This is a genomic window from Sporosarcina limicola (genome assembly GCF_014873855.1).
In the GTDB taxonomy this organism is placed as follows: domain Bacteria; phylum Bacillota; class Bacilli; order Bacillales_A; family Planococcaceae; genus Sporosarcina; species Sporosarcina limicola.
Window position 1 is genome coordinate 230,657 of sequence record NZ_JADBEL010000003.1, and the last position, 15,398, is coordinate 246,054.

Consider the following 15,398-nt stretch of genomic DNA (forward strand, 5'->3'; position numbering starts at 1 on the left):
ATTTGACAACCTTTAGCGGAAGCGATATGATTACAAAAAAGAGAACAATTGTTTGACGGGGGTTTCAATTTGACGAAAAAACAAGAAACATATACGTATGATGATAATTCAATCCACATACTCGAAGGCCTAGATGCCGTGCGTAAACGGCCTGGAATGTACATCGGCTCTACGGATAGCCGAGGACTACACCATCTAGTCTATGAAATTGTCGATAATGCAGTTGACGAAGCGCTTGCAGGATTCGGTAACGAAGTAGACGTCACATTACACACAGATGGTAGCGTTAGTGTTCGAGATTACGGGCGTGGTATGCCAACCGGAATTCACCAATCAGGTAAGCCAACGGTAGAGGTTATACTTACCGTACTGCACGCTGGTGGAAAGTTTGGTCAAGGCGGATATAAAACGAGTGGTGGTCTCCACGGCGTTGGTGCATCTGTCGTGAACGCTTTGTCCGAATGGCTAGACGTAACAATTTTCCGAGACAGCAAGAAATTCCAACAACGTTTTGAAAATGGTGGGAAACCAGCTACTACACTTGAACAGATTGGAACGACACGTGAAAAGGGAACACTTATCCACTTTAAACCAGATCCAACCATCTTTTCGACCTTGAAATATCAATATGATACATTGAGCGAACGACTACGAGAATCGGCATTCCTGTTGAAAGGCTTGAAAATTGAGTTGAAGGAAGACGGCACGGATAAGCATGATATCTTCCATTACGAGACAGGAATTGAGGCATTCATCTCTTATCTGAATGAAGAAAAGGATGTTCTGCATAATGTTGCTTATTTGGAAGGCGAGTCAGAGGGCATCGAAGTCGAATTCGCTTTTCAATTCAGTGACGGCTATTCTGAAACGATTCTTTCTTTCGTCAATAACGTCCGGACGAAAGATGGCGGAACCCATGAAACAGGTGCTAAAACGGCGATGACTCGTGTATTTAATGAATATGCGAAGAAAACGGGTTTATTGAAAGAGAAAGACAAAAACCTTGAAGGCTCAGATATTCGTGAAGGGGTTGCGGCAATCGTTTCGGTGCGTATACCTGAAGAAATCCTGCAATTTGAAGGACAGACGAAGGGTAAACTAGGTACTAGCGAAGCACGTGGTGTGGTAGATTCAATCGTATCGCAGAAATTGCTTTATTTCCTTGAGGAGAACGCCGATTTAAGTGCATCCCTTATCCGAAAAGCAATTCGCGCGCAACAGGCACGGGAAGCGGCACGAAAAGCAAGGGAAGACGCACGTTCCGGAAAGAAACGAAAACGCTCTGATACACTCCTTTCTGGTAAACTGACACCCGCACAATCTCGGAATGCAGCGAAAAATGAGTTATACCTTGTCGAAGGAGACTCTGCGGGCGGTTCTGCAAAACAGGGACGTGACCGTGTTTTCCAAGCGATACTACCGTTACGAGGGAAAGTACTTAATACTGAAAAAGCGAAACTTGAAGATATTATGAAAAACGAAGAGATTAATATGATTATTCATGCAGTAGGCGGCGGTGTAGGGTCTGATTTCCAAGTCGCAGATATCGCTTATGACAAAATAATTATCATGACCGATGCGGATACGGATGGAGCACATATCCAAGTACTCTTGCTGACGTTCTTTTACCGCTATATGAAACCACTTATTGAAGCTGGGAAAGTGTTCATCGCATTACCGCCGCTCTATAAAGTGTTTAAAGGGGCAGGAAAAAGCGAAAAGCTCGCCTATGCTTGGACAGAAGCCGATTTAGATGAAGCCATCAGTAAAATAGGCAAAGGCTACCTGTTGCAACGTTACAAAGGACTCGGGGAAATGAACGCCGATCAGCTATGGGATACGACGATGAACCCGGAAACGCGTACACTTATCCGAGTAACCATTGATGACGGTGCAAAATCCGAACGGCGAATCACAACATTAATGGGCGATAAAGTGGAGCCGAGAAGACGTTGGATAGAAGACAACGTCGATTTTGGTATGCAGGAAGAACATAATATTTTAGATAATGAATTTTTGCACGTTGAGGGGGATTTTGAATGACAACATCGGAGCGTATCCAAGACCTTCCCTTGGAAGAAGTAATCGGTGATCGATTTGGTCGATATAGTAAATACATCATTCAGGACCGGGCGTTACCCGATGCGCGGGATGGGTTAAAACCAGTTCAACGTAGAATTCTATATGCAATGTTCCACGAAGGAAATACACATGAAAAAGCATTTCGCAAATCCGCAAAGACCGTCGGAAACGTTATCGGTAACTATCATCCACATGGGGATACATCCGTTTATGAAGCGATGGTGCGTATGAGTCAGAACTGGAAACTTCGTCATATGATGATTGAAATGCACGGGAACAATGGTTCTGTCGATGGAGATTCAGCAGCTGCAATGCGATATACGGAAGCAAGACTATCCGCAATCGCAGGGGAAATGCTTCGTGATATCGGGAAGAACACAGTCGATTTCGTACCGAACTTCGATGATACAGAGCCGGAACCAACCGTGTTACCTTCGCGTTATCCGAATCTATTAGTCAACGGCTCGACAGGGATTTCCGCAGGGTATGCGACAGACATCCCGCCGCATGCACTACATGAAGTGCTCGATGCTGTCCTAATGCGCATGGACAAACCCGATGTTTCTGTTGAAGAACTAATGACAGTCATTAAAGGGCCTGATTTCCCAACAGGAGCTATTATCCAAGGGACAGAAGGCATTAAAACGGCTTATAAAACTGGAAAAGGCCGATTCGTGATTCGTGCGAAAAGTGAAATCGAACAGTTAAAAGGCGGTAAATCACAAATTGTAGTTACAGAGATTCCATATGACGTCAACAAAGCAAACATGGTCAAAAAAATGGATGAACTTCGACTCGACAGAAAATTGGATGGTATTGCAGACGTTCGTGACGAATCAGATCGAACGGGTCTTCGTGTGGTCATCGAACTTAAAAAAGACGTCGATGGAAATGCTATTTTACAATATCTTCTTAAAAATACAGATTTACAAGTAACATATAACTTTAATATGATTGCAATTTCTAATCGTAGGCCGACATTGATGTCATTGCCTATGCTTCTTGATGCATATATCGGACATCAAAAAGAAGTCGTAACGCGCAGATCACAATTTGACATTCAAAAAGCACAGGATCGTCTTCATATCGTAGAGGGTCTAATGAAAGCATTATCGATTTTGGATGAAGTTATTAAAACAATTCGTGGTTCGAAAGACAAACGCGATGCGAAAAACAACATTATCTTCAAGTTCGAATTCACGGAAATACAAGCTGAAGCAATTGTATCCCTTCAACTCTACAGATTGACGAATACGGATATTACTGAATTGCAACAAGAAGATGCCGCGCTACGAAAGTTGATTGAACAACTGGATGCTATTTTAAAAAGCGATAAAAAGCTTTCCGCAGTCATCAAAAAAGAGCTTGCTGCCATTCGAAAACAATTCGCAGAAGCAAGAAGATCGATCATTGAAGAAAAGATTGAGGAAATCAAAGTCGATTTGGATATTCTAGTTCCGAGTGAAGAAGTCATTGTTTCCGTCACAAAAGATGGCTACGTCAAGCGTACAAGTATCCGTTCATATGGTGCATCTAACGGTACAGGTTATGAGATGAAAGAATCTGATTATAGCCTATTGGAAACGCAAATGAATACACAGCATCATCTATTGCTGTTTACTTCGGCAGGGAATTATCTCTATCAACCTGTTCACGAACTGCCAGATATCAAATGGAAAGATCTTGGTCAACACGTTTCGAGTATCATTCCGCTTGAACAGAACGAGACAATTATAGCCGCAATCGGTATCGAGAGTTTCGATGATGAAGAAGCGTTGATTATAACCGCATCTAAAAATGGGTTAATCAAGCAATCGAAACTAATTGATTTTAAAGTCCAACGATATGGCAGAACGTTCAAGGCGATGGGCATTAAAAAAGGTGATGCAATGATTGATGCACGACTTGTCAAAGGTGAGGGGGATGTCATTCTCTTTACACAACAAGCCTTTGCTCTCCGTTTTCCACTGTCTGAACTATCCATAACCGGTGTCAGGACAGCAGGCGTACGTGGCATAAACCTTAAGGATGATGATCAAGTCGTTGCACTGGAAATTAATGAAGGTGATGGTACTTCGATTTCAATTTTGATTGCAACGCAACGTGGGTCTGTTAAACGAATGAGTTTAAAAGAATTAGATTTAGCGTCGCGGACACAAGGCGGGGTTGTTGTTCTTAAAGAATTGAAATCGAACGCACATCGCATCATTGGAGCAAAACTGGTGAAAATTGACGAAACCGTCGTCCTAGTGACAGATAAGGGAAGTAAACTCCCTATTTTGGCAGGTTCGTTACGAACGGTCGATCGTTATTCTAACGGTAGTGCATTTGCAGATGATAGAACAGATGGCAATGTGACACATATTTATAGGGATTCGAAAGCAGAAAAAGAGTAAATTTGATTAAGTCACGGGTAAAAACCCCGTGACTTTTTGCATTGTCTGCCGTATAATAATTCGAAACACGAAGTAATAGAACGGGGTTAGAGGTATGTGGAAAAATCGCAACGTCTGGATTATCTTAACAGGCGAAATGATTGCAGGCTTGGGTTTATGGACAGGAATTATTGGGAATCTGGAATTCTTACAAGAAAAAATCCCTTCAAACTTCGTCAAAGCTATGATTCTATCTGTTGGTTTACTTGCAGGTATCCTAGCAGGTCCGCTTGCAGGGAAAGTTATTGATCAGTCCAAAAAGAAATCGGTTCTACTTATTTCAGGATTCGGCCGGATGGTTAGTGTAGTGTTCATGCTAATCGCAATTGCTACCGATTCCATCTGGTGGATGATTGCATTCATGGTTTGTATTCAACTATCCGCTACATTTTACTTCCCGGCACTTCAAGCAACCATTCCGCTCGTTGTAAAAGATAATGACCTACTTTCGATGAATGGCTGGCATATGAACGTCGCAACGATTGCGCGAGTCGCCGGTACCGCACTTGCTGGAATCATGCTTGTCTATTGGTCAATCGCATCTCTCTACTGGATCTCGATGCTTGCATATGGCTTACTATTGCTTTTCACAATGATGTTGCGTATCGATGAAGGAGAGGGCAGGGAAGCCCAGGTGAAGAGTCCGAATAATAAAGGGGGATTCATGGAAGTCTTCCCAGTCTTGAAGGCGTATCCCGCTATAGGCATGACGCTTATTATGACGCTTATCCCAGTCCTTTTTTTGGGTTCATTCAACTTAATCGTCATTAATATCAGTGAAATACAGGATTCTTCCTCAATAAAAGGACTCATTTATACATTTGAAGGAATGGCATTTATGCTCGGTGCTGCTTTTGTAAAAATCATTTCGATAAGGTGGAAAACAACAACAGTTATCTTCTTCTTTGCCGGTATGGTGGCAATTGCAGAATTCATGTTGTATTTTGCAGATAATGCGATAATCACGTTAGCCGCATTTTCCGTATTGGGATTTGCACTGGGTTGTTTCTACCCGACAGCAATGGTCGTATTTCAGAAACAAATGCCAAAAGAGTACCACGGTCGATTTTTCTCGTTCCGGAATATGCTGGATCGGATCATGTTCCAGGTAGTTTTATTAACAGCAGGCGCATTCCTCGATATCGTAGGATTGCAAACAATGGTAGTCATATTCGGTGTGATTAGTTTAAGTTTGACAACGCTGTTTTTCTATCAAATGAAGCGTAGAAATATCACATTGGAACAATAAGAAAAGAAAACCACCGCAGAAAGTATTTTACTTTTTGCGGTGTATACGCGTATGAAGTAGGGGATAGGATGAAACTAAATTGGACGATGATGATTTTGTACGGATATTCAATGCTTTTTTTGCTGTAATTGAAAGTAAATATGGTTGATTTTATAAAAAACTATCGGTAGGGAGAGAAAAAAATGATTACTAAAATCGGTCAAGTTATGCTATATGTAAACAATCAAGATGAGACATTAAAATTTTGGACAGAAAAAGTAGGGTTTAGCGTTATTTCAGAAGAAAATAACGGCCAAGGAATGAAATGGATTGAAATTGCTCCAACAAAGGATGCGGAAACAAGTATCATACTCCACAATAAGGAACTCATTGCTAAAATGCAGCCAGAATTAAATCTTCAAACGCCTTCGTTATTGTTTTTCTCGGATAATCTTGATAAGTTATACAAAGAACTTTCGGATAAAAGTATCACAGTCGGGGATATTGTAAATATGCCTTCTGGTAGCGTATTTAACTTTGCGGATAATGAGGGAAATTATTTTGCGGTTATGGAAAGAAAGTGAATTATAGTAGGTGTGCAATAAAATTGGAATAGTAAAGTGAAACAAAACCACCACAGGAGTTATTTTCTGTCGTGGTTTTGTTTTTATCGAAGAAGAAATGAGTTTGTAACGAGGATTTAAATGAGTATTCTGTTATAATGTTACTGAATGCCTTGAACATAGTGATAGTTGAGAGTTGGAGTGGTTTTGTGAAATACAATCTTTTAAGATGCTCGGCTTAGTGGGCTATAGATTTTTACTTAGTATTTCTCCTGGTAACCCGTCAATGTTTGACATATTCATATTATTGCCACGACTGTAGATTGATTTGATGTGAAAATTTGTTAAGCTTAAATTAGAAATTTAGAGCATCGAAGAATACGAGGTGGACTTTAATGAGAATTTGGAAGAAGTACTTACTGGACTTGGGACTGTCTGACCAAATGTACGGACTCATCGTCAGCATTGCAGGTGTAGGTGCATTACTAGGCGCAGTGGCTTCAGCTGCCTTTGCAAAACGCTTCTCATTACAGATGTATCTAGGTATTGGGATGATTTTAACAGCAGTTGGTTATTTGTTGTTCTATAGTGCGGTTGGTTTTTTGACAGCAACAGGAGCCTTTATCTTTTTAGGATTCTTTATGACATTTGGTAATGCAGGTTATGATACGTTTTATCAGAAAAATGTTCCGACAACAATCATGGGACGTTTTGGTAGTTTAGCATCGATGTTTCAAAGTTTACTGCAAATTGTGTTTACCTTTATTTTAGGCTTGGTGTCAGAGTGGTTCTCATTACAAATGGTAGCCATCGGATTTGCTTCTATTGCAGTATTCGTAACATTAATACTTTGTATTCAAATAGTTAGTAAGCAGCATAAACAGTATTATGAAGAAGTAAATTAAACTACAAGGTGCAACCGCATTTTAAGGTAGACATGCGTGTTTAGTAGTGAACTAACAATATGGAGAAACAACTATGAACAGCAAAAAGTATCCCTAAACAGATAGCGTTTTTTATTGCATGGATGGCTAACGGGGCAGATGAGTTGAAGAGTTCAATAATCATTGTTATACTGTGTACGAACGTATATTCTTAACTTATTTACAAGGGGGATATTATGAGTAAAAAACGTAATTTGGTATTGTTTATTTCTACGAGTTTAGATGGGTACATAGCTACGAAAGATGAGTCTTTAGAATGGTTATTTAATACTGAAGGTGAAGGAGATAATGGATATTCAGAGTTTTATGAGACAGTAGATACAATTTTAATTGGTAAAAAAACTTATGATTGGATTATAAAGCACGAAACAGGGGAGTTCCCATATAGAAATAAAGAATGCTATGTTTTTACAAAGTCTTCTATTGAAGATACCGAAGATGTCAAATTTATTAATGATGATATAGTTAGTGTTACTAATAAGTTGAAAAATCAAGAAGGAAGAAACATCTGGATTGTTGGTGGCGGAGAATTGTTACAATCTTTTGTAAGAGAAAATTTAGTTGATGAAATTATTTTAACGGTTGCCCCAACTATAATTGGAAAAGGAATTCCGTTATTTAAAGAGGGAGATTATCAATTAGACCTTACATTGAAAGGGAGCAGGAACTTCAATCAATTTGTAGAACTACATTATGGAGTTAAAAAGTAAAAATATCTTGTTCAATTTTCATGAAAATTGAACTTCAAACTTCGTAAAAATGGCTGGACTAAAGGAGGTGTAGCTCATCTATTTTTATAAAGAGTGTAGCATTATTAGATATTGGAAGAATTAAGGACAACAAATGGATCCATAGGATTTTGTACAAATAAATTAGACAAGAAAGTCCAATTAGTTTAGACTTTCTTGTCCTTTGTAGAAGGACAGGACAACCTATAATGATGGTAGGGGATGCATGTAAATGTATATTATGATTGGACCCAAAATGCAAAAGCAAGGGAAGAACAAACTTCTACGTTTGAAGATTTAAAAGATATAGGTCAGAAAGAGAACAACGGGGTAATGGAAGCCGATTTTGTTGTCATTTTACTACCCGGGGGAAAAGGTACTCATATTGAATTAGGTATTGCATTGGGTCAGGGGAAGAGGATTTTTCTCCATTCTTCAGATCGCGCTATAAATAACTGTGAAACAACAAGCACTTTTTATCATTTGCCGGAAGTAGAAAAATGTTATGGAACCCTTGATGAGTTATTAGAACTGGTTACTGCAGCGAAGGTTTGTTAAATTATAGGGCGTATTTCCAGAATGAGGAACAGTGCCTATTAAGGGCAAGATTGTTTAGAAACTTACTTAAGACATCATTTGATGCGCCTTATTGAACTAATGCGGATTTTGTCTTACACTTCGAAGGATATCGGTCGGTTATTGCCGAAATCGTTAAAAGAAATGTAGCTGTAGTTGCATTAGGACAGAAAGGAGGATTGCTATGACAATAAATAGGAGAAAGTTAAAGATCCGCTCTATGCAAAGTTTGTACTATGAACAACGGCGGTTGTTTGTATAGGGCTAGAAATTGATTTCCGCCTGCAAAGTGATCATTGTTTATAGTAATGACTTTGCTATCTTAAAAGTTTATTCTATTTTAAGGAGCGAAGCTAACATGAAATATGTAAATGCAAAAAGTATCTTTCCAAAAGAACTGCTGAAGGAAATACAGAAGTATGTAAATGGAGAAATGGTTTATGTCCCTATTTCAAAGGGATTACAAAAGAAATGGGGTGAAAGTTCAGGGAGTAAAAACCACTTAAACTTTAGAAACCATGAAATCCGACAACAATTTTCCGGCGGGGTAACTATAGATCAACTTTCAAATCAATTCTTTCTTTCTCACGATAGTATTAAAAAAATAGTTTACTCAAAAAAATAGTTTTTATATGTCACATTGGATTAAATCTAATGTGACTTTTCTATGTAAAGAACATTTTATAATCGTTTATTATATATATTCATCGGACTGCTCTTATTACAATTACAACATATACAAATACATGAGCTAATGCTTAATACGATTTAGGAGGTCAACATATGATGAATTTTTTTCAATTTGATACTGATGAAAATAGGCAATCTTTGTTAGTAAGAGCGGGGAGAGTAGCCTTATTATCACTACTGAATTTCGACTTAGAATGGGAAAAGATACAGTTTATTCAATTGTCCGATGCGATTACATATAAAATAGGGACAAGTTCGAAGGAATGTTTTTTGCTTCGGATACATTCGGATAGATTGGGTAAAGAGGAAATCCGTTCAGAACTCGCTTTGCTTCAAGCATTGAACAAATCGGATGATCTAACTGTCCCGGAAGGTCAGGTAAGCCGTGATGGTTCTTATGTATTAGAAATGGGATATGGAAGAGGGATATCAGCCACCATGTGTCACGATGATGCGTTGGGTGGAGGGAGATCATGCAAATGGGAACTTTACGGATAGCCGCGTTTATAATATGGGTGTATTGATGGGTAGACTGCATAAAGTAGCAGCAAATTTTGTTCCGGCACCTGGCTTTGTTCGCCCAATTTGGGGAGCGCAAAGCTTTAAACTTGAAATGACTAAATTGGAACGGCATTATACATGTTTTTTATCAGATAAGGCATGGAGATCTTATCAAGCTGCAGCAGAGAAAATTATATCTAAACTAGCTGTAATTCCTAAGAACGATGATAACTATGGACTCATTCATGCGGATTTACATTCCGGAAATATAGTTTTTATAGATGAACAACCCTATCCGATTGATTTCGGAAGATGTGGTTACGGGTATTATCTTTACGATATCGCAGGTACATTGTTAGAACTTAAGGCTAACCATCGATGGCTGTTTATCCAAGGCTATGAGAGTGTTAGGAAGCTAGAAACTAACTTTGTTAAAGACCTAGAATGTTTCTTCATTATGTTTATGATTGAAAATTATTGCCATCATTCATCAGATCCAAGAGAAACAACCAGTTTAATTAATGAGCAAAAGTACGCCCAAGCGTACATAAGAAACTTTTTAAATAATACTCCATTTTTGTTTGAAATGATTCAACCCGCAAAGGTTGACTAACTCGTTTTCACACAAACTTACATGGATCTGCGCCTATTCAGTATTAGGACTGAATCATGCAAGAAACAAAAAAGTATGAAAATATTAAAAGGAATTAATTGTTTAAATGAAAACTTACACAACTGTTTTTATGTCTATTTTAAAAGGAGAAGCCTATGAAAATTGATGTTCGTTTAACAGATAAAAGTGAAGCATATATTATAAAAAACTTATATCCTTTATACCTATATGACCTTTCTGAACATTATGGTAGAATCCCGAATGTTCACGGGATATATGAGGATAGTGACGATTTCCGAACATTAAATGATCAGTATGAAGTTCAAAATATTTGGTGGGAAAAGCCAGAAGTTTTATTCCCCTACGTAATTTTAGTAGATGGGATACCAGCAGGGTTTATCCTAATAGCAACCCCACCACATTGTAATAAAGGAATTGACTATTTTGTAAATGAGTTCTTTTTAATTCAATCATTAAGAGGGAAGGGTATTGCTGAAAGAGCAGCAAATATAGTATTTGACCAATTGAAGGGGAATTGGGAGTTGTTTACTAACCCATTAGAGAAAAACATTGCTGGACAAAAATTTTGGAGGAGGTCAATATCAAATTACACGAATGGAGTCTACACTGAGATAAACGAGGAAACGTTTGATGGACAAAAGACTATTTTTCGATTTGATAATTCCGGAAAATAATTGATTTCCAAATAACTTATTTTAATAATGGGTAGTGTTATTTGAATAGACTATGATCTTCCATAAACGGGCGCCTATCTTGAATAAGAAGGGCGTTCTTTTTGAATCGGGCCATTTAACAGCATAACTTTTTCCGGTAAACAAATTAAAAACGTTAATGTGAAATATATTTACTGAATAACCTGAAATTTTCCTGATAGTATGAATTTTGTGGAAAAGGGTACTTGAAGGTACTTGAAGGTACTTGAAGTTACTGGTAGAATAATAACAAAACCTTAATGGAGGAATAATTGATGATCGTTAAACTGCCAAAAGAAAGTTATTATAAAATCAATAAACTATTGGTTAATCCGCATGAAAAAACTGAGAATGTATTAAATGCAGTTATTAGCGGTATGAATCGAGGAGTAGTATATGTTGATCAGATAGAGGAGCCCCGGACTGCGATAGTATACGCGGTAGGCTTGGGATACTATCTATTGGGTGATCCAGAGAATGAGTCGTTTAACAGCCACCTGAGTGAATTAATTTCCATACAATTAAAGCAAGAAAGTCTGAATTTATGTGGAGGAACCTGGTTTTTAGGCACTCTCTTTAATGAAAATTGGAAGAAAGCACTGGAAAAAGTGGTTGATGGGCGTACATATTATGTGGATTATAGCATCTATTACGAATTGAATACTGTTCGTTTTCATAAAGGTTTGGAACAACCCCGTCATGTACTTGATGAAGACCTTTCCATAGTAAAAATCACTAAGGAATTGATTAATGCTGATGAGGATTTAAGAGAAGAGCTAACAGAGTACTGGTCTTCGGCGGAATCTTTTGCTCAATTTGGATTTGGATATGCTGTCTTAAAAAATGATAAGGTTATAAGTGCATGTTACTCATGTTGTGTTAACGGAGACCGCCACGAAGTTTATATAGCTACATTTGATCAAAATGTGCGAAATCGCGGTTTGGCAACGATACTGGGGCAACAATACATAAAGGAATGCTTGGAAAGAGAGTATGGTGTTTATTGGACAACTGATCAGTCTAATGAACCATCCAAGAGAGTGGCTGACAAATTGGGTTTTGATTATTCGCATCGATTGATGTCGTTCGAATTTGAATTCTGATATGAAAATTGTGATTTTAAGTAAAAGAGGAAGTCTATACATATGTGTTGGCTTTTGATCAACAAGAGGATTGGGACTTCGTAGACGAGACATGTTAAATATTTGTATCCCAGGGTGCCACTATTTATTTTGTGGAATTATAAGCCGATATGGACGAGAGGCTGGAACGAAATAAAAGTCCGCATCGACTTGAGCATAAACCTACCAAAAGAAACGTTGATTGGTCGGAGAAGAACTAAGGGAATCAATTGAAAAATACAGATTGAACTCCCATAAAGGTGAAAATGAATAAGGTCTGCACTTGAATCGGGCCATATTGTCGAAGAATAGGTTAGGTTGTATAGTGAAGAGATTGTGAAAGGATGTACTTAAACTAATAAAGCAGGATTGTTAAAAAAAGAAAATATTATCTAATTAGTTAATTTTAGTCGGATAAGGAGGTAACTAATGATATCAGAATTAAAAAGGTCTGAATTCCACAAATGTAGAGATTTGTTATATGAGCAAGGTCAATTAGAAGCTAAAGCAGTAGTCGAAGGAGTCAATCCTGGTCGTATTTTTGTAGATGATATTGAATCTCCTGCTTCGGGACTTATCTGGTTAGGTAATAACGACGGTTTTTTCTTTATTGGAGATGAAAGAAACGAAGGGTTCAATACTGAATTAAATCATTTTATTGATACAGTAATCATTCCAGAAGCAAGGAAGGTAGGATTAACTTGGTTTGAGGGTATTGGTAATCATAATAAGTGGGATGAGACTATTAAAAAGGTGTTTGAAAACCGCAATTTAGGAAGTTGGAATCAGAGGGTTTATACGTTACAAAAAAAACGATTATAAAGGCAACTTCGAACTTGCTATTGAAGAAGGATACAATATTGTCAAAGTTAGTGAAATATTTTTTAAAAACAGTGATAAGTCAATTGAAAATATTGAGTTTTTACATTCCAAAATATTAGAGTTCTGGTCTTCACCCGAGAGGTTCTTTAATGAAGGCGTTGGTTACGGTGTAGTTTGTAAGAATAAAATTGTAAGTGTCTGTTTCTCAGGTTTTGTAGTTGATAATGTACATTGTATTGATATTGAAACCTTGGAAGAGCATCAAGGTAAAAAGTTAGCACAAAAAGTAGCCACAACTTTAGTAAAAGATTGTTTGGAAAATAATCTTGTTCCGTATTGGGATTGTATGGAGTCTAACAAGCCTTCAATTGCGGTTGCAGAGAATATAGGATTTAGAAATTTATTTAACTATATAGGATATGACTTTAAGTTTGAGTAATTTTTACTTCAACTAATGGGCGCATTTTCAGAGTAAGGATCTGCGCCTATTCAGTAATAGGGCCATATTGTTTAACAAGAACGTTTACTACAAAAGGCTAAATTATTCAAGAATAAACTACCACCACAGTTTCCTACAAAATTATGTGTGGGTAACTATGTAACTGAAATAAAAGAAAATTCTTATTTCGAATCAAAAGGATTTAAACATTTTGAGAGCCTTTATTGGATGAATATTGAAATAGATAAAGATTTATCCCCAACAAATTTTAAGCTAACCAGTGTAAATATAAAACATTGGAATATGAACACCTACGAAGAAGAAATAAAATATTTGCAGGTGGAAAATGAAATTTGGCCAGAGAATCCTACGGGATTAGAGAAACTGCGTGAATATAAGAGTAATCCATACTGGACTTCAATTACTGCTTTTTACAACGATGAAATCATTGGCAGTGTTATGGCTTGGAAGGAATCAGATGAGAATATAGGCATAATAGAAAATGTTTTTGTTAAGCCGGATTGGAGAAGTCGTGGTCTTGCAAAACATTTAATAACAGAAGGAATCCGTCATTTTTATTGTCGCACCTAACTATCAATTGGTAACGGTTTTCACAAGTAGTATTAAAGATGATGCAACAAGACCTTTACAATATTTTAAGGACTATCTATTAGAAGGGTAGATGAGAAATCAATCAAAGTTTGTACGCACTTTTTTGTCCTTGAACATAAAATTATTAGACATTATTAAAGGTGTGTGAGCTGAACAAACTGATCATGGGATTGTACAAAAAACTCGTTTTATCTCACTGTTTCAAGTATACTTATTGAATGAAACGCAACTTCCGATAATGTATATTATGTAAACTAAAATATTTTTAAACTAAAAAGAGGGTTATCTGATTACCCCCTTTTTAAAAATTGCACCCCTATAGATGCATATTCATTTTATGAAGATCTATAACAACCCCAATTTCTTTCATAAAGTCATACCCAATAATTCCATCTATCTCAAGACCGTAATCCATTGAACCTAGTTCGACTAAGAAGTTACTTATACTAATATCTCTAGTAAGGTATATTTGATCAATATGTTTTGAATAAACAAATTCAGTTCCACCTATTCCGTATATTGTATGAGTAACATCATTTGCTTCTGGCCTTATATTGATTTCCTCTAAACTATTTAGGCTCAACACCAAGGTCTGTTCTTGACATGAAAAGCTATACAAAAAATATCTATATTTCGTACTCTCTACAGTTGAAAGTAATAGCAAACAACCGATTTTACTGGAATGTAATGATAAGGTTTCAGTTGTTGAAAAGTCAAGTACATGTTTCGGTGTTGAGCCACTATTTACGTTGAATATAGTTCTAGCCGACCCCGTATCAATTAATACACGGTTTAAATGCAAAGATCTTCCCTTGAATATAACTGTGACTTGCACAAAAGGTAAACCACTTATCTCGTTAATATTAATCATATTCTTCTTAATCCTGTCCATTTTTTTTCATGAATATCGAGATTTTCACGGGATGTATGAAAAAAGTAAAACTCCCGATCCGGCTTTTTTTTATGCAATTCGGCGTGTCTTCGTAATGCCTCCATGGAATCGTCGAAACAATCCAACACAGCCATATCTTCAACAATCCTATTATTATCGCTTGAATATGCCTCCATTGCTTCTAACACAACCCATTTGTCTGGATAAGCTTGTTTAACTTCCTCCCATCGCATGGCGCTTCCCCCTTTATTTAGACATTACTCCAAACCCCATCACCAAATTGTTAATCTGATATTGCTGACCACGACAGCTTGTATTTATAAATGCGTGTAATACATCTTCATCCTGAATTATTCACGCATGTACGAGAAATCGTGAATTTAGCTAGAATTCATGATCACGTATTTTGATTTTGTAAAATCTATCATCTTTTGTGATC

15 protein-coding genes and 2 pseudogenes are annotated in these 15,398 nt (G+C 37.3%); 15 read left to right on the top strand and 2 right to left on the bottom strand.

Annotation, left to right across the window (positions count from 1 at the left end; all coding sequences use genetic code 11):
* Positions 1–69: 69 nt before the first annotated feature.
* From parE to H4683_RS04890, 15 genes and pseudogenes are all read left to right on the top strand, one after another.
* Positions 70–2,043, top strand: coding sequence for a DNA topoisomerase IV subunit B (parE, locus tag H4683_RS04830; protein WP_192597696.1), 1,974 nt, complete (start codon positions 70–72; stop codon positions 2,041–2,043).
* Positions 2,040–4,478 carry a DNA topoisomerase IV subunit A gene (gene parC / locus H4683_RS04835; protein ID WP_192597697.1) on the top strand — a complete coding sequence of 813 codons (2,439 nt, stop codon included), beginning with the start codon at positions 2,040–2,042 and terminating at the stop codon, positions 4,476–4,478. Before parE ends, parC begins: the two co-directional genes overlap by 4 nt.
* A 94-nt stretch (positions 4,479–4,572) precedes the next feature.
* On the top strand, positions 4,573–5,766 hold the full coding sequence (locus H4683_RS04840) for an MFS transporter (RefSeq protein WP_192597698.1): 1,194 nt from the start codon (positions 4,573–4,575) through the stop codon (positions 5,764–5,766).
* A gap of 182 nt (positions 5,767–5,948) precedes the next feature.
* Positions 5,949–6,329, top strand: coding sequence for a VOC family protein (locus H4683_RS04845; protein WP_192597699.1), 381 nt, complete (start codon positions 5,949–5,951; stop codon positions 6,327–6,329).
* A 374-nt stretch (positions 6,330–6,703) separates the two neighbouring features.
* Positions 6,704–7,213: an MFS transporter gene (locus H4683_RS04850; protein ID WP_192597700.1), complete on the top strand. Its 510-nt coding sequence runs from the start codon at positions 6,704–6,706 to the stop codon at positions 7,211–7,213.
* 215 nt (positions 7,214–7,428) lie between these two features.
* Positions 7,429–7,962, top strand: a complete 534-nt coding sequence (locus tag H4683_RS04855; protein ID WP_192597701.1) for a dihydrofolate reductase family protein — start codon at positions 7,429–7,431, stop codon at positions 7,960–7,962.
* Positions 7,963–8,202: 240 nt separating this feature from the next.
* Positions 8,203–8,538, top strand: a complete 336-nt coding sequence (locus tag H4683_RS04860) for a nucleoside 2-deoxyribosyltransferase (RefSeq protein ID WP_192597702.1) — start codon at positions 8,203–8,205, stop codon at positions 8,536–8,538.
* A 376-nt stretch (positions 8,539–8,914) separates the two neighbouring features.
* Positions 8,915–9,181: a CD3324 family protein gene (locus H4683_RS04865; protein WP_192597703.1), complete on the top strand. Its 267-nt coding sequence runs from the start codon at positions 8,915–8,917 to the stop codon at positions 9,179–9,181.
* 158 nt (positions 9,182–9,339) lie between these two features.
* Positions 9,340–9,744, top strand: coding sequence for a hypothetical protein (locus H4683_RS21235; protein WP_225941876.1), 405 nt, complete (start codon positions 9,340–9,342; stop codon positions 9,742–9,744).
* Positions 9,707–10,360, top strand: coding sequence for a phosphotransferase enzyme family protein (locus H4683_RS21240; RefSeq protein ID WP_338062387.1), 654 nt, complete (start codon positions 9,707–9,709; stop codon positions 10,358–10,360). Before H4683_RS21235 ends, H4683_RS21240 begins: the two co-directional genes overlap by 38 nt.
* Before the next feature lie 155 nt (positions 10,361–10,515).
* Positions 10,516–11,055 (top strand): GNAT family N-acetyltransferase, encoded by a 540-nt coding sequence (locus H4683_RS04875; protein ID WP_192597704.1) that lies wholly within the window; start codon positions 10,516–10,518, stop codon positions 11,053–11,055.
* A gap of 293 nt (positions 11,056–11,348) precedes the next feature.
* Complete coding sequence (locus H4683_RS04880) at positions 11,349–12,176, top strand: GNAT family N-acetyltransferase (protein ID WP_192597705.1); 828 nt, start codon at positions 11,349–11,351, stop codon at positions 12,174–12,176.
* A gap of 32 nt (positions 12,177–12,208) precedes the next feature.
* Positions 12,209–12,459, top strand: a pseudogene (locus H4683_RS21245) (shikimate kinase); the annotation flags it as partial.
* Between the two features lie 164 nt (positions 12,460–12,623).
* A pseudogene (locus tag H4683_RS04885) lies at positions 12,624–13,455 on the top strand (GNAT family N-acetyltransferase).
* Between the two features lie 228 nt (positions 13,456–13,683).
* A complete protein-coding gene (locus tag H4683_RS04890; protein ID WP_192597706.1) occupies positions 13,684–14,046 on the top strand; it encodes a GNAT family N-acetyltransferase in 363 nt (120 codons plus the stop codon).
* A gap of 337 nt (positions 14,047–14,383) precedes the next feature.
* Here the strand turns inward: H4683_RS04890 and H4683_RS04895 are convergent, their stop codons facing one another.
* Positions 14,384–14,938 carry a pepsin/retropepsin-like aspartic protease family protein gene (locus tag H4683_RS04895; protein WP_192597707.1) on the bottom strand — a complete coding sequence of 185 codons (555 nt, stop codon included), beginning with the start codon at positions 14,936–14,938 and terminating at the stop codon, positions 14,384–14,386.
* Positions 14,935–15,192, bottom strand: coding sequence for a hypothetical protein (locus tag H4683_RS04900; protein WP_192597708.1), 258 nt, complete (start codon positions 15,190–15,192; stop codon positions 14,935–14,937). Before H4683_RS04900 ends, H4683_RS04895 begins: the two co-directional genes overlap by 4 nt.
* Positions 15,193–15,398: the final 206 nt, after the last annotated feature.